This window comes from Stenotrophomonas nitritireducens, assembly GCF_050984405.1.
Classification (GTDB): domain Bacteria; phylum Pseudomonadota; class Gammaproteobacteria; order Xanthomonadales; family Xanthomonadaceae; genus Stenotrophomonas; species Stenotrophomonas nitritireducens_B.
In genome coordinates, this window is the sequence record NZ_CP158790.1 from 3,237,175 (window position 1) to 3,254,969 (window position 17,795).

General features: G+C 70.6%; 16 protein-coding genes and 1 pseudogene. 10 read left to right on the forward strand and 7 right to left on the reverse strand.

The features are described from left to right. Positions 1–217 precede the first annotated feature (217 nt). Both ABTV91_RS14435 and ABTV91_RS14440 read right to left on the reverse strand, forming a co-directional pair. Complete coding sequence (locus tag ABTV91_RS14435; RefSeq protein ID WP_054666917.1) at positions 218–400, reverse strand: 30S ribosomal protein THX; 183 nt, start codon at positions 398–400, stop codon at positions 218–220. A 109-nt stretch (positions 401–509) separates the two neighbouring features. Continuing rightward, positions 510–920 carry a MerC domain-containing protein gene (locus ABTV91_RS14440; RefSeq protein WP_433852040.1) on the reverse strand — a complete coding sequence of 137 codons (411 nt, stop codon included), beginning with the start codon at positions 918–920 and terminating at the stop codon, positions 510–512. A gap of 130 nt (positions 921–1,050) precedes the next feature. Here ABTV91_RS14440 and ABTV91_RS14445 point away from each other — a divergent pair, with 130 nt between their 5' ends. The 4 genes from ABTV91_RS14445 (at position 1,051) to ABTV91_RS14460 (ending at position 8,580) form a co-directional block, all read left to right on the forward strand. Beyond that, positions 1,051–3,279: a TonB-dependent receptor gene (locus tag ABTV91_RS14445; protein WP_433852041.1), complete on the forward strand. Its 2,229-nt coding sequence runs from the start codon at positions 1,051–1,053 to the stop codon at positions 3,277–3,279. A gap of 155 nt (positions 3,280–3,434) precedes the next feature. Beyond that, positions 3,435–5,651 (forward strand): MFS transporter, encoded by a 2,217-nt coding sequence (locus ABTV91_RS14450; protein WP_433852042.1) that lies wholly within the window; start codon positions 3,435–3,437, stop codon positions 5,649–5,651. Positions 5,652–5,661: 10 nt separating this feature from the next. After that, on the forward strand, positions 5,662–6,804 hold the full coding sequence (locus ABTV91_RS14455; protein WP_433852043.1) for an HlyD family secretion protein: 1,143 nt from the start codon (positions 5,662–5,664) through the stop codon (positions 6,802–6,804). A gap of 75 nt (positions 6,805–6,879) precedes the next feature. Then, entirely contained in the window at positions 6,880–8,580 is a 1,701-nt protein-coding gene (locus ABTV91_RS14460; RefSeq protein ID WP_433852044.1) for an amidohydrolase, read from the forward strand. 34 nt (positions 8,581–8,614) lie between these two features. Here the strand turns inward: ABTV91_RS14460 and ABTV91_RS14465 are convergent, their stop codons facing one another. From ABTV91_RS14465 to gltX, 3 genes are all read right to left on the reverse strand, one after another. After that, positions 8,615–8,737 (reverse strand): hypothetical protein, encoded by a 123-nt coding sequence (locus ABTV91_RS14465; RefSeq protein ID WP_433852045.1) that lies wholly within the window; start codon positions 8,735–8,737, stop codon positions 8,615–8,617. Positions 8,738–8,888: 151 nt separating this feature from the next. Further along, the gene (locus ABTV91_RS14470) at positions 8,889–9,377 is read right to left on the reverse strand and encodes a transcriptional repressor (RefSeq protein ID WP_433852046.1); all 489 of its coding nucleotides are present in this window, start codon (positions 9,375–9,377) and stop codon (positions 8,889–8,891) included. A 16-nt stretch (positions 9,378–9,393) separates the two neighbouring features. Then, positions 9,394–10,797 (reverse strand): glutamate--tRNA ligase, encoded by a 1,404-nt coding sequence (gene gltX, locus ABTV91_RS14475; RefSeq protein ID WP_433852047.1) that lies wholly within the window; start codon positions 10,795–10,797, stop codon positions 9,394–9,396. Positions 10,798–11,017: 220 nt separating this feature from the next. Between gltX and ABTV91_RS14480 the strand changes: the two genes are divergently transcribed. Further along, positions 11,018–11,851, forward strand: a complete 834-nt coding sequence (locus tag ABTV91_RS14480) for a S1 family peptidase (RefSeq protein ID WP_433852048.1) — start codon at positions 11,018–11,020, stop codon at positions 11,849–11,851. A 48-nt stretch (positions 11,852–11,899) separates the two neighbouring features. On the opposite strand, the gene ABTV91_RS14485 is transcribed toward ABTV91_RS14480, so the two are convergent. After that, positions 11,900–12,340 carry a copper chaperone PCu(A)C gene (locus tag ABTV91_RS14485; RefSeq protein ID WP_433852049.1) on the reverse strand — a complete coding sequence of 147 codons (441 nt, stop codon included), beginning with the start codon at positions 12,338–12,340 and terminating at the stop codon, positions 11,900–11,902. Between the two features lie 38 nt (positions 12,341–12,378). On the opposite strand from ABTV91_RS14485, the gene ABTV91_RS14490 reads away from it, so the two are divergent. The 4 genes and pseudogenes from ABTV91_RS14490 (at position 12,379) to ABTV91_RS14505 (ending at position 16,040) form a co-directional block, all read left to right on the forward strand. Further along, the gene (locus ABTV91_RS14490; protein WP_433852050.1) at positions 12,379–13,161 is read left to right on the forward strand and encodes an enoyl-CoA hydratase/isomerase family protein; all 783 of its coding nucleotides are present in this window, start codon (positions 12,379–12,381) and stop codon (positions 13,159–13,161) included. A 154-nt stretch (positions 13,162–13,315) separates the two neighbouring features. After that, positions 13,316–14,215, forward strand: coding sequence for an acyl-CoA thioesterase II (gene tesB / locus ABTV91_RS14495; protein WP_433852051.1), 900 nt, complete (start codon positions 13,316–13,318; stop codon positions 14,213–14,215). Between the two features lie 2 nt (positions 14,216–14,217). Continuing rightward, positions 14,218–14,754 (forward strand): putative signal transducing protein, encoded by a 537-nt coding sequence (locus ABTV91_RS14500; RefSeq protein WP_433852052.1) that lies wholly within the window; start codon positions 14,218–14,220, stop codon positions 14,752–14,754. A gap of 67 nt (positions 14,755–14,821) precedes the next feature. Further along, positions 14,822–16,040, forward strand: a pseudogene (locus ABTV91_RS14505) (RNA polymerase sigma factor). A gap of 151 nt (positions 16,041–16,191) precedes the next feature. Here the strand turns inward: ABTV91_RS14505 and ABTV91_RS14510 are convergent. Continuing rightward, a complete protein-coding gene (locus ABTV91_RS14510; RefSeq protein WP_433852053.1) occupies positions 16,192–16,758 on the reverse strand; it encodes an EF-hand domain-containing protein in 567 nt (188 codons plus the stop codon). Positions 16,759–16,989: 231 nt separating this feature from the next. Here ABTV91_RS14510 and ABTV91_RS14515 point away from each other — a divergent pair, with 231 nt between their 5' ends. Then, positions 16,990–17,754, forward strand: coding sequence for an arginyltransferase (locus ABTV91_RS14515; RefSeq protein ID WP_433852054.1), 765 nt, complete (start codon positions 16,990–16,992; stop codon positions 17,752–17,754). The last annotated feature ends 41 nt before the right edge of the window (positions 17,755–17,795 follow it).

The following is a 17,795-nucleotide window of genomic DNA, read 5'->3' on the forward strand; positions in this document are numbered from 1 at the left end:
CGACGGGCCACCCCGGCCCGGCAGCGCGCGCGCCGCGGTGTGGATAGCGGTACCCACAGGAGCGGCTTCAGCCGCGACGGGGCATTCCCATCACCCCATTCCTCACGCAGGGCGCTGGCCCGTTGTAGAAGGCGCCGCATGGATGCCCCATCGCGGCTGAAGCCGGGCATGAAAAAAGCGGCGCAAGCGCCGCTTTTTCGCTGATGCCGGACCGGGATCAACCGGCCTTGGCCACCGTCTTCTTGGCGACGGCCTTCTTGGCCGGTGCCTTGGCGACAGTCTTCTTGGCGACCGGCGCAGCTGCGCCCACGGCCACCTTGCTCACCGAATGCGAACGCGCATTGCCGTAGCTGGCGTTGTAGCGCTTGCCCTTGGCGGTCTTGCGGTCACCCTTACCCATGTCGTCAACTCCTCAAGTGTGAAATCAAATTGCCCCGTACTGACACGGGTTCGGCGAGGCCGCTTTGAGAGCGCCCCCGCGCGTGAAGTGAAAGCCTAACATGCGCCCCTCAATGCGCGCAGCTGGCGTCGTGCACGTGGCGGTGGTTCAGGCGCAGGTTCATCAGGTGGGCCAGGCCCACCAGCACGCCGCCGACGGTCATCACCAGCGCGTGCGGCACCCGAGAATGGTGCAGTTCGGCATGCAGCAGCCCGGCCCACAGCAGCGCCAGGCCGGGGACGAGCAGCGCCAGCGCGCGCAGCGCGCGATGGCGGCGGTAGCCCCAGAGCAGGCTGAACAGGCCAAGGAAGGTCACGAAGACCACCACCGCCTGCTCGATGCCGTCGCTCAGCCAGAACGACAGCCCCAGCGACGGCGCCAGCGCCAGAAGCGCCGGCAGGATCGCGCAATGCGCCGCGCACAGCAGCGAGCCGGCGGCGCCGAAGCGGTCGAGGAACTGGCGGGACGATTTCGGCGGCATGACTTCCAGCAGGGGCGGCGGCGCGTTATGGAATAATATAACATTATCGTCCTGCCCGCCCACACCCTTTCCTGACCGCCGCCCTTCCTGGCCGTCCCACGCCCCTCCATTGATACAAAGTAACAACACCATGACCCGACCGATCTCCTCCCGCTCCCTCCCGCATCTCGCCCGCCCGGCGCTGTTCCTGGCGCTCGCCGCGGCCCTTCCCGCCGCCCATGCCGCCGACGACGGCGACGGGCAGAGCCACCACCTGACCGAACTCTCCGCGGTCAAGGTCACCGCCTCGCCGCTGCAGAGCGACGCCGAATCGCTGGCCCGCCCGGTCGCGGTGCTGACCGGCGAGGAACTGGACGCGCGCAAGGGGGCCACGCTCGGCGACACCATCTCGCGCATGCCCGGCGTGCAGACCACCTCCTTCGGCCCCGGCGTCGGCCGGCCGATCATCCGCGGGCAGGAAGGCCCGCGCGTGGCGGTGGTCGCCAACGGCGTCGGCAACATGGACGCCTCCACCGTCAGCGCCGACCATGCCACCAGCATCGAGCCGTTCCTGGCCGACCAGATCGAAGTGCTGAAGGGCCCGGCGACCCTGCTGTTCGGCAGCGGCGCCATCGGCGGCGCGGTCAACGTGGTCGACGGGCGCATCGCCCGCGACCTGCCCGAGCGCCCGCTGAGCGGCCGCGCCGAACTGCGCGGCAACAGCGTCAACAGCGAGCGCAGCGGCATGTTCCGGCTCGACGGCGTCAGCGGCGACAACCTGGTGCTGCACGTCGACGGCCTGGTGCGCAACGGCGACGACTACCGCATCCCCGGTCACGCGATCAATCCGGCGGCGCTGGACGACGAGCACGGCCATGACGAGCACGATGACCACGGCGACGAACTCGGCCCGCGCGGCCGCCTGGAAAACAGCGCCACGCGCACCCGCGCCGGCGGCGTCGGCGCCACCTGGCTGGGCGAGTCGGGTTTCCTCGGTGCCTCGCTGGGCACGTATCGCAGCAACTACGGCATTCCCAACGGCGCCCACGTCCATGCCGACGACGATCACGGCCACGATCACGACCATGACGACCACGGCCACGACCATGGCGACGAGGAAGGCGAAGGCGAACACGACGTGCGCATCGACATGGTGCAGAACCGCTTCGACGTGAAAGGCGGCCTCTACGATCCGCTGCCGTTCCTGCAGAGCGTGACCGTGCGTGCGGCCTGGACCGATTACGAGCACACCGAACTGGAAGCCGGCACGCCGTCCACGCGCTTCACCAACAAGGGCGTGGAAGGCCGCGTGGAAGCGGTGCAGAAGCCGCTGGCCGGCTGGAACGGCGCGTTCGGCCTGCAGTTCGGCGACAGCGATTTCGGCGCGCAGGGCGAAGAGGCCTTCGTCCCGGATACGCGCACGCGCACGCTGGGCCTGTTCGTGCTGCAGGAAAAGCAGTTCGGCCCGCTCAAGCTGGAACTGGGCGGCCGCCACGACCGGGTCAAGCTCAGCCCGGACGATGCGCTGCGCGACCGCGACTTCGGCGCCACCAACCTGTCGGCGGCCGGCATCTGGACGGTCAACGACCATTTCGACCTGCGCTTCGGCGTGGACGGTTCCGAACGCGCGCCGACCAACGAGGAGCTGTACGCCGCCGGCGCCCACATCGCCACGCGCTCGCTGGAGATCGGCGACGCCAACCTGGACACCGAGCGGGGCCACCGCATGGAACTGGGCGTGCACGCGCACAGCGACCGCATCGACGTTTCGGCCGCGGTCTACCAGACGAAGTTCAAGGACTTCATCTACCTGGCCGACACCGGCGTGGTCGAGCAGGGACTGCCGGTCCGGGTCTGGACCCAGCACGACGCCACCTTCAAGGGCGCCGAGGCCGAGGCCATGTTCCACCTGGCCGAAGGCGAAAGCGGCGACTGGGACCTGCGCGTGTTCGGCGACTACGTCAAGGCCGAACTGGACGGCAGTGGCAGCCGCCGCGCGGACATCGCCGTGCCGCACGGCGACCACAGCCACCGCTACAGCGTGAACCTGGCCAATGGCGGCTACCTGCCGCGGATCTCGCCGGCGCGCGTCGGCGCCGACCTGCGCTGGGCGCGCGACGGCTGGCGCGCCTCGCTGGGCGCGGTCCGCTACGGCAGCCAGAACGACGTGGCGCCGAACGAGGCGCCCAGCGCCGGCTACACCCTGGTCGATGCGCACCTGGCCTACCGCTGGGACCGCAGCGGCAGCAACAGCTATGAGCTGTTCCTGGACGGCAGCAACCTGACCAACCGCGAAGCCCGCCCGCACACCTCGCTGCTGCGCGACTACTCGCCGCTGCCCGGCCGCGGCGTCGCCTTCGGCATCCGCGCCTGGTTCTGACCGGCGCCGCCGAGGCAACGAGGGAGGAAGGGGCCGCAAGGCCCCTTCCGCTTTTCCGGAGCCGGCGCACGGCGACCTGAATGCCGGCTTTGCCGGACGCAACGTTTCACACCGCGCTCATTGTAAGCGGACACTTTTGTCCGGATCATGTGCGCATGACCTCGATCCGTTCCGATGCCGCCGCGCGTCGCGCCCAGCTGCTGGACGCGGCCGACGCCGTGTTCGGCGAACACGGCATCACCGCCCCGCTTGACCTGGTGGTGGAACGCGCCGGCGTCGGCCGCGCCACGCTGTACCGCAACTTCCCCGACCGCGCCGCGCTGATCGAGGCGATGCTCCAGCGCACGGTGGAGAAGATCCAGGCGCACGTGGCCGAACTGGGCGACCGCGACGACGCCCTGTTCGAGCTGATCGGCGGCATGGCCCGGCGCATCGTGCACTCGCCGGCGCTGGCCGATTACTGGCGCGCCGTGGACCAGAACGATCCGCCGATCCGCGCCGCCCGCCAGCGCGTGCTGAAACTGATGGAGCCCGCCCTGCAGCGCGCACGTGCCGCCGGCCTGTGCCGCGCCGACCTGGAACTGGCCGACCTGTCGCTGATTTCCAGCATGCTCGGCGCCGCGCTGCGCGGGCGCACCCGCGCCCGACCGCGCCCGCCTGGCCGCGCGTGCGCTGGAGCTGCTGCGCCCGGGGCTGCGCGCACCGGCCGGAGCAGGCGCATGAAACCGCTCAAGCCGATCCCGGACTGGGAGGAACACGAAAAACCCACCCTGCCCGGCTCCGCCTCGATGCCCTGGCACCCGCCGCACCGGCGCGCGGCCTACGCCGCGGTGGCGGTGCTGGTGGCGATCACCGGCGGCCTGGGCAACGCACTGCTCAGCGCCAACCTGCCGTGGATCCAGGGGCAGATGGGCCTGCAGCCGGCCGAGGCGAACTGGCTGGTGGCCGCCTACCTGATGGTCAACGTCACCGCCAACCTGCTGGTGTTCAAGTTCCGCCAGGAGTACGGCATCCGGCTGTTCGCCGAACTGGGCCTGGGCGTCTACGCCGCGCTGGCGGTGCTGCACCTGGCCGTGGGCGGGCTGGCGACGACCATGCTGGTGCGCGCGGCCAGCGGTTTCGCCGGCGCGGCCTGCACAACGCTGGGCACGCTGTACATGCTGCAGGCGCTGCCCAGGAAGTACGTGGGCAACCTGCTGGTGGTCGGCATGGGCCTGTCGCAGCTGGCGGTGCCGCTGGCGTGGCTGGTCTCGCCGGGCCTGCTCGACCACGGCGAGTGGCACAACCTCTATCTGTTCGAAGCCGGGCTGGCGCTGTGCGCGTTCGCCGCGGTGGTGATCCTCAAGCTTCCGCCGGGCATCCAGATCAAGGTGTTCGAGCCGCTGGATTTCGTCACCTTCGCCCTGCTCGCCCCGGCGCTGGCGATGCTGGTCATCGTGCTCAGCCAGGGCTACCTGCACTGGTGGTTCGACACGCCGTGGCTGGGCTGGCTGCTGGCCGCGGCGACGGTGCTGATCCTGGCGGCGTTCCTGATCGAGCACTACCGCCGCAACCCGCTGCTGCAGATCCGCTGGCTGATGGGGCCGACGATGCTGCGCTTCATCGCCGGCGCGTTCCTGATCCGCTTCCTGACCAACGAGCAGTCCTACGGCATGGTCACGATGATGCGCACCCTGGGCATGGGGCCGGACCAGATGGCGCCGCTGTTCGCGGTGATCCTGCTCGGCGTGCTGGTGGGCATCGCCGCCGGCGCGCTGACCTTCGGGCCGAAGGCGCTGATCCCGCAATTGCTGGCCTCGATCCTCCTGCTCGGCAGCGCCGCCTTCCTCGACCAGCACCGCACCAGCCTGGACCGGCCGATGGATTTCGCGCTGAGCCAGTTCCTGGCGGCGGTGGGCAGCGGCATGTTCATGGGCCCGTTGATGCTGATGGGCATCCGCCAGGCGATGGCGCGCGGGCTGGACCACATCGTGTCCTTCATCGTGGTGCTGTCGCTGACCCAGACCTTCGGCGGCCTGGCCGGCTCGGCCCTGCTGGGCAGCTACCAGCTGCACCGCGAGCATGTGTACTCCAGCCAGCTGGTCAGCCAGCTGGACCCGGCCGACCCGGTCGTCGCCCAGCGCCTGCGCGCGCAGCAACAGGGCTACGCCCGCCTGGTCACCGACCCGGCACAACGCCAGGCACAGGCCGCCGCGTCGCTGGCGCAAGCCACCCGGCGCGAGGCCAACGTACGCGCCTTCAACGACGTGTTCGCGCTGAGCGGCTGGCTGGCCATCGGCTTCCTCGGCTGGCTGCTGCTGGAAGTGCTGTTCCGCAATCCCACCGTGAAAAAGGCGATCCGGCCGGCCGCGGCCGCCGCGCCTTCCAGATGAAGCAACCGACATGAGCGACAAGCAGCAAAACCCCGGCAACGCCGACGAACCGATCACCGACGCCAGCGACGGCCAGGCGGCCGCGTCACCGGCGCCGGTCTCCAAATACAACACGCCCAGCCGCACCAGCGTGGTGGTGATGGTGGTCATCGCCCTGGTCGGGCTGACCCTGATCCTGCGCGCCTGGCAGCTGTGGCCGTTCAACAGCAGCCACGTGCATACCGACGACGCCTATGTGCGCGGACAGGTCACGGTGCTGGCGCCGCAGGTCAGCGGCTACGTCACCGAGGTGCTGGTGAAGGACTTCGACCATGTGAAGCAGGGCCAGCCGCTGCTGCGCATCGACGAGCGCACCTACCGGCAGAAGGTCGACCAGGCCGAGGCGGCGCTGGCCGATGCGCGCGCGCAGCTGGCCAATTCCGACCAGAGCCAGGCGCAGAACCGTGCGCAGATCGCCTCCGCGCGCGCCAACCTGTCGGCCGGCCAGGCCGAGCAGCAGCGCAGCCGCGCCGAGCTGCGGCGCTACGAGACGCTGGCCGCGCAGCAGCTGGTGTCCAGCAGCGACCGCGACAAGCTGCGCGCTGGCGCGCAGGCGGCAAGCGCCGACGTGGCGCAGTCGCAGGCGGCCATCCGCATCGCCGAGGAGAACCTCACCGCCACTCGCGTCGCGCGCCAGGGGCTGGAGGCCCGGGTCGCCAGCGCCGAAGCGGCGCTGGAGCTGGCGCGCATCGACCTGGACAACACCGTCATCCGCGCCCCGCGCGACGGCCAGCTGTCCGAGGCCTCGGTGCGGCTGGGCCAGTACGTCACCGCCGGCAGCCAGCTGCTGTTCCTGGTGCCGGACACCCTGTGGATCGTGGCCAACTTCAAGGAAGGCCAGACCTGGAAGATGGCCATCGGCCAGCCGGCGAGCTTCAGCGTCGACGCCTTCCAGGGCCAGCGCCTGCGCGGCCATGTCGAACAGATCGCGCCGGCCACCGGTTCGGAGTTCGCCGTGCTCAAGCCGGACAACGCCAGCGGCAACTTCACCAAGGTCGTGCAGCGCCTGCCGATCCGCATCGCCATCGACCCCGACCAGCCGCTGGCCGCGCGCCTGCGCCCGGGCATGTCGGTGGTGGTGGAAGTGGACACGGCCGCCGGACCGCGGCGCTGAGCGACGCCGCAATCACCGTGCCCATGCCGGCGGCACGCTAGGCTTCGGCATCGTCCATCGCCGCGGAGCGCGCGCATGAAACCCCTGTTGGCCCTGCCGCTCCTGGCGGCGCTGCATGGCACCGCCGGCGCGGCGGACACGCTGTACTCCGGCGGACCGATCGTCACCCTGGACGACCGGCAACCGCAGGCCGAAGCGGTGGTCGTGCGCGGCGGCGACATCGCCTTCGTCGGCACGCGCAGCGCCGCGCTGGCCTTCAGTCCGCAGGCGCGGCAGGTGGACCTTCATGGCCGCACCCTGGTGCCGGGCTTCATCGACAGCCACGGGCATGTCTCCGGCGTCGGCCTGCAGGCGCTGTCGGCCAACCTGCTGCCCGCGCCCGACGGCGAGGGCAATTCCATTCCCGCGCTGCAGGACATCATGCGCCGGTTCCGCGCGGCGGCCACGGTGCCCGGCGGCTACAAGGTGTTGATCGGCTTCGGCTACGACGACTCGCAGCTGGCGGAAAAACGCCACCCCACGCGCACCGAGCTGGACGCCATCGCCACCGACATCCCGGTGATCCTGATGCACCAGTCCGGGCATCTGGGCGCGTACAACAGCAAGGCGCTGGAACAGGCCGGCATCAACGCCGGCACGCCCGATCCCGAAGGCGGAGTGATCCGCCGTGAGCCCGGCAGCCGCGTACCCGACGGCGTACTGGAGGAAAGCGCACACACCCTCGCCTTGGCCCGGCTGATGCCGGCATTGAGCCTGGAGCAGGCCATGGCCATGTTCGAGGCCGGCCAGGCGTTGTACATGAAACATGGCTACACCACCGCGCAGGACGGCAAGACCGATGCCGGCACGCTGGCGATGCTGCCGATGGCCGGCAAGGCGGGCAGGCTGAAGATCGACGTCGTCGCCTACCCCGACATCCAGGTGGCGCTGGACAGCCCGGCTATGCGCGGCCCCTACTACGGCCCGGACTACATCGACCATTTCCGCATCGGCGGGGTGAAGATCAGCCTGGACGGTTCGCCGCAGGGCAAGACCGCCTGGCTGAGCCGGCCCTACTACCGGGTGCCTGCAGGCGAAAAGGCGGATTACGCCGGCTATCCCGCCTACAGCGACGCGCAGGCCGATGCGCTGATCGGCAAGGCCTGGGACAACGGCTGGCAGGTGCTGGCGCATGCCAATGGCGATGCGGCCATCGACCAGTTCATCCACGCCGTGGCCGCCGCCGAGGCCGCGCATCCGGACAAACGGCTGATGCCGGTGCTGATCCACGGCCAGACCCTGCGCCGCGACCAGGTGGGCGAACTGCGCCGGCTCGGCATCTTCCCCTCGCTGTTCCCGATGCATACCTACTACTGGGGCGACTGGCACCGCGATTCGGTGCTCGGCCCGGAGCGCGCGGAGAACATCTCGCCCACGCGCTGGGTGCTGGACGCGGGCATGGTGTTCACCTCGCACCACGATGCGCCGGTGGTGTTCCCCGATGCGATGCGGGTGCTCGACGCCACCATCAACCGCACCACGCGCAGCGGCCGCGTGCTCGGTCCGGCGCAGCGGGTGACGCCGGAACAGGCGCTCAAATCCATCACCCTGTGGGCCGCGCGGCAGTATTCGGAAGAGGCGCGCAAGGGCTCGATCGAAACCGGCAAGCGCGCCGACCTGGTGGTGCTCTCGGACAATCCGCTGACCATCGCGCCGGCCGCGCTGCACACGATCCAGGTGCTGCGGACCATCAAGGACGGCGAGGTCGTCTACAGCGCGGGGGATCTGGCGAAGTAGGCCGACGATCGGCCGCTGGCCGCATGCGGGGCCTTCAACCCGTCGGCCTGCGCTTCGCCATGAGAGTCGCCACCAACGCCACCACGGCGATCACCGGGATCAGCAGCACCACGCCCAAGACCGCCGCGATCAGCAGGAACTCCGGATAGTCGACCATGCTGCGGCAGCTGGAGCCGGCGCCGCCACGAAGCAGGCGATCCACAGCACCACGGCGGCGGCGGTCGAGCCCCACAGCACGCGCAGGCCGCGCGGCGAAATCCTCACCGCGCCACGGGGTGCGCGCGACGTGGCAGGCCCCGCCAGCAGGCTCAGCCGGCGCAGTCCGCGCACAGGCCGTGCACTTCCAGCGTCTGCGCCTGCGGCTTGAAGCCCAGTTCACGGGCGCGCGTCTCGAGCTGGCGCACGATGTCGCGGTCCTCCAGTTCGACCGCGCTGTGGCAGCGGTCGCAGATCAGGAACGGCACCGAATGCTGGTTGCTGCTGGGGTGGTGGCAGGCGACGAAGGAATTGACCGAGGACAACTTGTGCACGAAGCCGTTGGCCATCAGGAAATCCAGCGCGCGGTACACCGTGGGCGGGGCGTCGGCGCCCACGCCCTTGCCCTCGCGCACCCATTCCAGCAGTTCGTAGGCCTTGACCGGCTTGCCGGCCTCGGCGATCAGCCGCAGCACGTTGGCGCGGATCGGCGTGAGCCGCAGCCCGCGCTCGCGGCACACCCGTTCGACCACCGCGATGAAGCCCGCCGCGTCGTCGACGTGGTGGTGGGGGGCGGTACAGCTGTGCTCGTGTGCGCTCATGTCTGCCTCGGCCGGATCAGCCCTTCGGTACCTTGATGAGTGCGGCGTCGATGCGTTTCAAGGCTTCGTCGCGGCCGGCCAGGTACACCGTATGCGAAATGTCCGGGCTGACCTGGGTGCCGGTGATGGCCACGCGCAGCGGCTGGGCGACCTTGCCCATGCCGATCTCCAGCGCGGCGGCGGTGTCGTGCAGGGCGGCGCCGACGCTCTCGGCGGTCCACTGCGGCAGCGCCGCCAGCAGTTCGCGCGCCTTGCCCAGCGCCAGTTCGGCGCCGGCCTTGAAGTGCTTGGCCACCGCCGCTTCGTCGTACACGGTCAGCGGCTGGTACCAGACCACCGCCTTTTCGGCCATTTCCTTCAGCGTCTGCACGCGCTCGCGCAGGGCGATGACCACGTCCTCCGGCGCCGGGCCGGCGGCCAGGTCCAGGCCCAGCTTTTCCAGCTGGTAGACCAGGTGCGGCGCGATGCTGGCCGGCGCCTCGGTCTTCAGGAAGTGCTGGTTGACCCAGCCCAGCTTGGCCATGTCCAGGCGCGAGGCCTTGGAATTGCAGTGGGTCACGTCGAACAGGTCGATCAGTTCCTGGCGGCCGAACAGCTCCTGGTCGCCGTGCGACCAGCCCAGGCGGGCCAGGTAGCTCAGCAGCGCGTCGGGCAGGTAACCGGCGTCCTTGTACTGCATCACGTCGGCCGCGCCGGTGCGCTTGGACAGCTTGGCGCCCTGCTCGTCCAGGATCATCGGCATGTGGCCGAACTTCGGCACCGGCGCGCCGATGGCCTCGTACAGGTTGATCTGGCGCGGGGTGTTGTTGATGTGGTCGTCGCCGCGGATGACCTCGGTGATGCCCATGTCCCAGTCGTCCACCACCACCGCGAAGTTGTAGGTGGGGTAGCCGTCCGGACGGAAAATCACCATGTCGTCCAGTTCGCTGTTGGCGATCTCGATGCGGCCCTTGATCAGGTCGTCGAAGGCGACCACGCCGTCGAGCGGATTCTTGAAGCGGATGACGCGGTTCGGGTCGTCCCTGAACGGCAGGCCCAGGTCGCGCGCGGCGCCGTTGTAGCGCGGCTTCTCCTGCCTGGCCATCGCCGCCTCGCGCATGGCGTCCAGCTCCTCGCGGGTCTCGTAGGCGTAATAGGCCTTGCCCGCGGCGATCAGCTGCTCGGCCACTTCCTTGTAGCGGGCGACGCGCTGGGTCTGGTAGACCGGGCCTTCGTCGTAGTCCAGGCCCAGCCAGTCCATCGCCTCCAGGATGGCATCGATCGCCGCCTGGGTGCTGCGCTCGCGGTCGGTGTCCTCGATGCGCAGCACGAATTCGCCGCCGCGGTGGCGGGCCTCCAGCCAGCAGTACAGCGCGGTGCGGGCGCCACCGATGTGCAGGTAGCCGGTGGGACTGGGGGCGAAGCGGGTGCGGACGGTCATGACGGGCGTGGAAGTGGGAATCGGCGCATTTTACCGCGTGATGGCTGCAACAAGCCTCCCCTGCCCCCGGGCGGAACCGCGCCCCGGACCGCGGCGTGTGCGCAGGAGCGCCCGGGCAACTACGATGACGGCGACGCATGCCGGGGACATGGCCAGCCGCATCCACAGAACGGAACGGCGCCTCCCTGGACAGTCCACCGCCTCCTCCCCGGAACCGCCCATGCTCCGATTCGCCTGGCTCCTGCTCCTTCTCGCCGTTCCCCTGGCCGCCGGCGCCGTCGTGATCCGGCACGACGTCGAGGATGCGAAATACCGCGTGCCCGCCTCCAGCTTCCCGGCGCTGGTCGACATGCCCGGCGAGGGCCATGGCGTGCTGATCGCCCCGCGCTGGGTGGTGACCGCGGCGCACACCCTTCCTGCCCATTCCGCGCTCGGACAGGTCGTGATCGGCGGCATGCCGCGCGAGGTCGCGCGCGTCGTCATCCATCCCGGCTACCGGACGCTGCCGCAGCCGCTGGTCGACCAGGCCATGGCCAGCGGCGAGGCGATGCTGATCGTGGTGTTCCTCGCCGCCTCCGACGACATCGCACTGATCGAACTCAGGCAACCGGTGGCGGACGTGGCGCCGATGGCCCTCTACCGGAGCGGCGACGAGCCGGGCCGGACCATCGCGATCGTGGGCAAGGGCGCCACCGGCACCGGCGCCAGCGGGCACGATCCCGCCGGCCCCAACCGCACCGAACTCCGCCGCGCGTTCAATACCGTCACCAGCGCCTACGACCGCTGGCTCTGCTACGTGTTCGACGAACCGCCAGCCGCGCTGCCCCTGGAAGGCATGCTGGGGAACGGGGACAGCGGCGGCCCCGTGCTCATCGAGGACGGCGGCCAGTGGCGCCTGGCCGGCCTGGCGTCGTGGAAGGTGGTCGCAGGCGATGTGCGCACCGCGCGGCCGGGACGTTACGGCCAGACCGCCTGCAACGTGCGCGTGGGCCACTACGCCGGCTGGATCGAAGAGGTGATCTCCGCGCGGCCGCAGGCACCGGCAGGAAGCTGAGCGCCGCACCTGCCGGCGCTGCCGCCGGCGGGTGCGGATGCTGTCCGCTCAGGGCCTGCGCACCACCAGTTCGCCGCGCACCTCGGTGCCGTCGGACAGGCCCAGCAGCAGCGGCACGCGCTGGCCTTCCTGCAGCGAGCCGGTGCCGTCCATCAGCATCAGGTGCAGGCCGCCGGGCTTGAGTTCGACGCCCTTCCCGGCCGCCACCGGCAGCCGCTCGACCTCGCGCATGCGGCTGACGCCATCGACCAGGGTGGTCTCGTGCAGCGACACGTCCTTGAACGCCGCGCTGCGCACCGAGGTCACCGCCACGTCCGTCCTGCACGCGTTGTCGATGCGGCCGAAGCCGCCGGCCATGTGCGCCATCGCCGGGAAACGGATCCAGCCCTCGCTCATGCGCACGCACGGGGATTCCGCCGCCTGCGCCGCGCCGCCCGCGGCGAAGCTCGCCACCGCCAACAGTACGCACGCGAATGGTTTGGTTATCATCGGACCCTCGACTCCCTAGCCGTATTCGAGGCCGCAGCATGACAACGCTCATCGACACGATCAACCACGGCCCCGTCCGCGAACTGCGGCTGGCGCGGCCGCCGGTCAACGCGCTGGACACCGAGCTGTGCCGCGCGCTCATCGCGGCGATGAACCAGGCCATGGCCGAGGACGTGCAGGGCGTGGTGCTGTCCGGCAGCGAGCGCGTGTTCACCGGCGGCATGGACGTGCCGTACCTGCTGCGCCACGGCGAGGACCGGCAGCGGCTGCTGGACAGCTGGCAGGCCTTCTTCGGCGCGGCGCGCACCCTGGCCGAAAGCCGCATCCCCGTCGTGGCCGCGCTGACCGGGCATTCCCCGGCCGGCGGCTGCGTGCTGGCGCTGTGCTGCGACTACCGGGTGATGGCGCGCAGCGCCGATCCGGCCAAGCCCTTCCTGATCGGCCTGAACGAAGTGCAGGTGGGCCTGGTCGCGCCGGAAGGCATCCAGCGGTTGATGCGGCGCGTGGTCGGCACGCACCGCGCCGGCGTGCTGCTGGCCGGCGGCCAGCTGGTCAGCGCCGAGCGCGCGCTGGAGATCGGCCTGGTGGACGAACTGGCCGATGGCGCCGCCGATGTAGTCGGGCAGGCCATCGCCTGGCTGCAGGCGCAGCTGAAACTGCCGCGCCAGCCGATGCTGCAGACCCGCGCCATCGCCCGCGCCGACCTGCACGAGGCGATGCAGCCGCAGCACATCCAGCTCGAGCGCTTCGTCGAAGCCTGGTATTCGGCCGACGCGCAGGCGGCGCTGCAGGCGCTGGCCTCGAAATTGGGCAAAGCCTGATCCCCGGGTAGGAGCGCACTTCAGTGCGCGAGGGGGCTTCCCCGGTGAAGCCCCTCGCGCACTGAAGTGCGCTCCTACCGGTTCACGTCTGGCGGCATGGCCGCCTGGCCCTGCCCGCTATAATCGCCGCCTGTCGAAACCCAGGCCCGCCGTCTTGTCCTCCAACCCCGAACCCGTCGTCACCGAACTGATCGACCTGCTGTCGCTGGAGCGGCTGGAGGACAATCTGTTCCGGGGCCAGAGCCGCGACATCGGCACCAAGTACGTGTTCGGCGGGCAGGTGCTGGGCCAGGCGCTGGCCGCCGCCCAGGCCACCCTCGACAACGGCCGCCACGTGCATTCGCTGCACGCCTATTTCCTGCGCGCCGGCAACATCGACCACCCGATCATCTACGACGTGGACCGCACCCGCGACGGCGGCAGTTTCTCGGTGCGCCGGGTCACCGCGATCCAGCACGGCAAGGTGATCTTCTTCTGCGCGGCGTCGTTCCAGCAGGCCGAGCACGGCGCCGAGCACCAGCACAAGATGCCCGAGGTGCCGCAGCCGGAAGACATCGAGCCCAACCGCCCGCTGCCGCCGGACGTGCTCGAGCGCCTGCCGGTGAAGGTGCAGCGCTGGCTCTCGCGCGGCGGCCCGTTCGAATTCCGCCACGTCTACCCGCGCGACGAACTCAACCCGCCCAAGCGCCCGCCCTACCACCAGGTGTGGATGCGCCTGAACGAGCGCGTCGGCGACGCGCCGGAGCTGCACCAGGCGCTGCTGGCCTACGCCTCGGATTTCCACCTGCTGGGCACGGCGACCTTCCCGCACGGCATCAGCTACTACCAGCCGCACGTGCAGATGGCCTCGCTGGACCACGCCATCTGGTTCCACCGGCCGTTCCGCGTGGACGACTGGCTGCTGTACTCGCTCGACAGCCCCAGCGCGCAGGACTCGCGCGGCCTGGCGCGCGGCCAGTTCTTCACCCGCGACGGCGTGCTGGTGGCCAGCACCGCGCAAGAAGGGCTGATCCGCGTCGCGCCGCCGGCCGCCGGCGAAGGCAACAAGGAATAGCCATGCGCAAGATCTTCACCAGCCAGCGCGTGGAAAACGCCGAGGGCGTGGCCAACATGCTGCGCGAGGCCGGCATCGAGGTGCGCATCACCAACGGCCGCTCGTACCACAGCAAGCGCCGCGGCCAGTTCAGTTACCTGGACAGGAAGAGCGACGCGGAATTGCCCACGGTGTGGGTGGTGCGTGCCGACGACCAGCCGCGCGCGCGCGAAATCCTGCGCGACGCGCGCCTGCTCGACACCACCCGCCGCGACCACCCGGTCGCCGAGTACGCCTTCCGCGAAACGCCGGCACCGTCCGCCGGCCGCGGCTGGGCCTGGCGCATCCGCATCGCCCTGCTGGTGGTGATCGCCGGCGTGACGCTGGTGATCATGTTGCGCCATCGCGGCACGCAGGCGCCGCCGCACGCGCCGGCACCGGCACCGGCACCGCAGGTGCAACCGGCGCAGGAGGAGGATGGTTTCCGCGTGCGCATCCAGCCCAGCGGTCCGGCGCCCGCCACGCCCTCGCCCGTGCCGGCCCCGCCACCGAAGCCCTGACCGGCGGCGTGGCGGTCACATCGTCCGGCGGCTTCCGTCCTGTCCTGCAGACCACCGGGAGCCACCCATGACCGCCGCCACGCTCGAAAACCTGCTGCATCACGAACTGCCCGCCGCCCGCGGCGGCTGCGCGCAGTCCTATGGGCGCATCGTGCTGGCCTGCCAGAACACGGTGACCGCCATCGCGCTGGCCATCACCCGCGACGTGCAGGCCAGCGAGGACATCGCCCAGGAAGCCTTCATCAAGGCCTGGCAGCAGCTCAACCAGCTCAACAACGCGGCCAGCTTCCTGCCCTGGCTGCGGCAGATCACCCGCAACCTCGCCCGCGACTGGCTGCGCGCCAACCGCAACCGCCCGCTCAGCGGCGAAGCGGCGGAGATCGCCATCGGCATGGCCGCCGACCCCACGCCCGGTGCCGCGGAGGCGATGGCGCGCGTGGAGGAGGAACTGGCCGCCGAAGAGATCATCTCGGCCCTGCCCGAGGACAGCCGCGAAGCGCTGCTGCTGTTCTACCGCGAAGGGCAGAGCTCGCAGCAGGTCGCCACGCTGCTGGGCCTGAGCGACGCGGCGGTGCGCAAGCGCCTGTCGCGCGCCCGCGCCACCGTGCGCGAGGAAATGCTGCGCCGCTTCGGCGAGTTCGCGCGCAGCAGCGCGCCGGGCACCGCCTTCGCCGCGACGATCGGCTCGCTGCTGATGGTGGCCGCGCCGGGCCGGGGCACGGCCAGGCCGTGGTGATCGCAGCACCGCCGCCGGCCTGGCCGGCGCCGGCAAGCTCGGCGCCGGCGGCATGGGCGCCACCGCCGTGGGCGGCGGCGGCGCGGTGGGCGGCTCGCTGGGCATGCTCGCCAACACGCTGATGGCCGACGGTTTCCACCTGGGGTTGACGCTGGGCGCGACGATCGGCGGCACCGCCGCGGCGTGGCTGGGTTGCCTGTATCTGCTGCGTTACGCCGAATCGGCGGGCGAGCGCGCGCAGGTGCAGCGTTTCATGCGCCTGCACACCGTCACCGCCGCGCTGTTCTGCGGCAGCACCCTGCTTGCGGTGGCGCTGCGCCTGGGAATGGTCGCGACCCTGGCGACGCTGGCGCTGGGCATGTGCGCGATCAACTACCAGTACCTGGTGACGCTGCCGCGGATCATGGGACCGATGCTCGCGCGCGATGCCGCCCGTCACGGCCGCAGCGGTCCCAGCCGCGTGTACAACAGCCTGTTCGGCCGCAGCGCGGTGGTCGTGACCAGCGCGCTGGCCATCGCCGCGGTGCTGTTCGTGCTGCTCAAGCGCTGAGGACCGTCGTCCGGCGGCGGTGCCGGCGGACAAAAACCGCCGGGAGAGCGGTTTTTGACATCGCCCGTCGATGGTCCAAGGGTGGCCGTCAGGGATGGCGGCAACAAAAAACGCCCCGCGCGACGGCGGGGCGTTTTTCATCGGCGGCGGGTCACTTCGCCGCGGGCGCCTGCATAGCGCGCGGACCGTGCGTGCCCATCTTCGCGCGGGCGGCCTCCAGTTCGGCCGGGCTCAGCTTGCCGTCTTTGTCGGTATCGGCGTTGCGGAACCATTCCTCGCGACGCTGCCTGGCGCGCTCGTCGCGGTCGGCCTGGTCGATGAAGCCATCCTTGTTCACGTCCATGCGCGCGAAGAAGGCCTGGTGCTCGGCGGCGCTGATGCGGCCGTCGCGGTCGGTATCCATCATGCGCTGGAACCCGTCGCCGCGGTGCCCGCGATGATGGCGCGCCATGCCGCGGTGGCCGTCGCCGCCACGGGCGTGCCAGCGCGGCATCTCCTCGCGCGAGAGCTTGCCGTCCTTGTTCCTGTCCATCTCGTCGAAACGCTGCGCCAGGCGCGGACGGGCAGCGGCTTCCTGGCGGTCGATCGCGCCGTCGCCGTTGGCATCCAGCTGCGCGCGGGCCGGCTTCTGCGCCGGCGCGGTGGCGGCCAGGGCGACGCCGGTGACGGAAGCGGCCATCAGCACGGCCAGCAGGATCAGGGGTTTGCGGTGGGTCATGGGTCTGGCTCCGGTAGTGGATGAAAGGACACATCGCTGCGCCTTGTTGACATCAACGTGCCAGCACCGAAGCCGTTGACCGCGCGCCGGACGCATTCATCGCACGGACAGGTGCCGCCGCCGGCACGGTAGCGCCGCGTGGCCCCGGGGCCGTGGCCAGTACCCGTCGGCGCCCCTCGGAACCAGCGGCATGCGCACGTGGTGAGATCGCCTGCCGCTATGCTTGCCGCCATGGCTTTGCACGGCGACTCCAACGAAGAACTGCGCCTGTTCCAGACAGGCGAACACCCCTGCGGCTACTTCCCCGAGCGGCGCGCGCGCGATCTCGTGCTCGACCCGCAGGACAGCCGGCTCGGCGAGCTGTACCCGATGGCGCTGGGCTGGGGCTTCCGCCGCTCCGGCGACCTGGTCTACCGGCCGCACTGCCAGCAGTGCCGCGCCTGCGTGCCGGTGCGGGTGCCGGTGGAACGTTTCACGCCCGACCGCAGCCAGCGCCGCTGCCTGGCGCGCAACGCCGACCTCGAATGCCGGGTGCTGCCGGCCGAGCGCACCGATGAACAGTTCGCGCTGTACCGGCGCTACCTCGCCGCGCGCCATGCCAAGGGCGGCATGGACGAGCATGGCCCGCACGAGTTCGACCAGTTCCTGATCGGCGGCTGGTCGCACGGGCGTTTCCTCGAGATCCGCACCGCCGCCGCAGCAGCAGCCGGCCGGCGTGGCCGGCTGCTCGCCGTCGCCGTCACCGACGTCACCCCGCTGGGCCTGTCGGCGGTGTACACCTTCTTCGACCCGGACGAACACGCGCGCGGGCTCGGCACCTACGCCATCCTGCAGCAGATCGACTGGGCACGGCGCGCGCACCTGCCGCACCTGTACCTGGGTTACTGGATCGAGAACCACCGCAAGATGGACTACAAACGCCGCTACCGGCCGCTTGAACACTTCGACGGCAGGCGCTGGCGGGAAGCGGACGCACCCGCGGACGGCACGCCCTAGCGCCGCTGCCATCACGCCTTCATCGTCCGGATGCGAGAATG

Bases quoted from the DNA above. Each gene is read 5' to 3' on its own strand.
- ABTV91_RS14435 (WP_054666917.1), bottom strand. From the start codon at position 400: ATGGGTAAGGGTGACCGCAAGACCGCCAAGGGCAAGCGCTACAACGCC.
- ABTV91_RS14440 (WP_433852040.1), bottom strand. From the start codon at position 920: ATGCCGCCGAAATCGTCCCGCCAGTTCCTCGACCGCTTCGGCGCCGCC.
- ABTV91_RS14445 (WP_433852041.1), top strand. From the start codon at position 1,051: ATGACCCGACCGATCTCCTCCCGCTCCCTCCCGCATCTCGCCCGCCCG.
- ABTV91_RS14450 (WP_433852042.1), top strand. From the start codon at position 3,435: ATGACCTCGATCCGTTCCGATGCCGCCGCGCGTCGCGCCCAGCTGCTG.
- ABTV91_RS14455 (WP_433852043.1), top strand. From the start codon at position 5,662: ATGAGCGACAAGCAGCAAAACCCCGGCAACGCCGACGAACCGATCACC.
- ABTV91_RS14460 (WP_433852044.1), top strand. From the start codon at position 6,880: ATGAAACCCCTGTTGGCCCTGCCGCTCCTGGCGGCGCTGCATGGCACC.
- ABTV91_RS14465 (WP_433852045.1), bottom strand. From the start codon at position 8,737: ATGGTCGACTATCCGGAGTTCCTGCTGATCGCGGCGGTCTTGGGCGTG.
- ABTV91_RS14470 (WP_433852046.1), bottom strand. From the start codon at position 9,377: ATGAGCGCACACGAGCACAGCTGTACCGCCCCCCACCACCACGTCGAC.
- gltX (WP_433852047.1), bottom strand. From the start codon at position 10,797: ATGACCGTCCGCACCCGCTTCGCCCCCAGTCCCACCGGCTACCTGCAC.
- ABTV91_RS14480 (WP_433852048.1), top strand. From the start codon at position 11,018: ATGCTCCGATTCGCCTGGCTCCTGCTCCTTCTCGCCGTTCCCCTGGCC.
- ABTV91_RS14485 (WP_433852049.1), bottom strand. From the start codon at position 12,340: ATGATAACCAAACCATTCGCGTGCGTACTGTTGGCGGTGGCGAGCTTC.
- ABTV91_RS14490 (WP_433852050.1), top strand. From the start codon at position 12,379: ATGACAACGCTCATCGACACGATCAACCACGGCCCCGTCCGCGAACTG.
- ABTV91_RS14500 (WP_433852052.1), top strand. From the start codon at position 14,218: ATGCGCAAGATCTTCACCAGCCAGCGCGTGGAAAACGCCGAGGGCGTG.
- ABTV91_RS14510 (WP_433852053.1), bottom strand. From the start codon at position 16,758: ATGACCCACCGCAAACCCCTGATCCTGCTGGCCGTGCTGATGGCCGCT.
- ABTV91_RS14515 (WP_433852054.1), top strand. From the start codon at position 16,990: ATGGCTTTGCACGGCGACTCCAACGAAGAACTGCGCCTGTTCCAGACA.